Origin of the sequence: Pandoraea bronchicola (genome assembly GCF_902459805.1) — a bacterium.
Taxonomy (GTDB): domain Bacteria; phylum Pseudomonadota; class Gammaproteobacteria; order Burkholderiales; family Burkholderiaceae; genus Pandoraea; species Pandoraea bronchicola.
The window spans coordinates 1-773 of record NZ_CABPST010000030.1 but is presented as its reverse complement, the minus strand read 5'-3'; the positions used below and the strand labels follow the sequence as shown (position 1 = coordinate 773).

1 protein-coding gene is annotated in these 773 nt (G+C 65.5%); it reads right to left on the bottom strand.

The window, feature by feature from the left end; genetic code table 11:
- The coding region (locus tag PBR20603_RS24005) for an autotransporter outer membrane beta-barrel domain-containing protein (RefSeq protein ID WP_150561956.1) at nucleotides 1-773 on the bottom strand (773 nt) is incomplete at both ends.

The window sequence follows — 773 nt, the reverse complement described above, 5'->3', positions numbered from 1 at the left end:
GCAGCCACCGTGCGATCCGTCTTCACGCTGTGATTCGTGTACGACACACCGCCGTTGACGAACCAGCTCGTGTCCGTCAGGTGCGATCCGTACAGACCCACGCTCACGCTGTTGATCTTCGACTCGCCCGGCAGGCCCTTCGCCTTCGATTCCTGGTTGCCCAGACCCACCGATGCGCCCACCAGCGTGTTTTGACCCACGCGCTTGTCCACGCCGATCGCACCGTCCAGACCCTTCACGTCGAACGACATGCCGTCGCCGCGCTGGCTCGCGTTGCCGCCCTTGAACGACGCCCAGCCGGCAATGCCGTTGTCCGCCGCCATCGCGCCATTCGCCGTCTTGTCGTCGAACATCGAACCACCGGCGATCATGCGCGTTTGCATGCCGCGCTGGAACGACGTCGCTGCGCTTTGCGCCGCACCGACGTTGTTCACCAGCGACTCACCCGAGAGCAGGCGCGCCGAGCGGCGTTGCTCTGCCGTGCCGGCCGTTTGCAGCGCCATGGCCGACAGCACCTTGCCGCCGACCTCGCCCGAGGTCAGATCGCCCACCGTCACGCCATCAACCGACGCCAGCACCGCTTGCTCGTTGGCCGTGTAGCCACCGTCGGCCGCCAGGAACTGGACGATGTTCTTTTCCGTGATCTTCGTGTCGATGGTCGGCGTTTCCGGGTCCGGATTCACCGGATCCGGTTGCTTGCCGCCGGTGATGCTACCCACGGTCAGTTCGCCGCCGGTGACCGCGGCGTTTTCCTCTGCGTTCACCACTTCGAA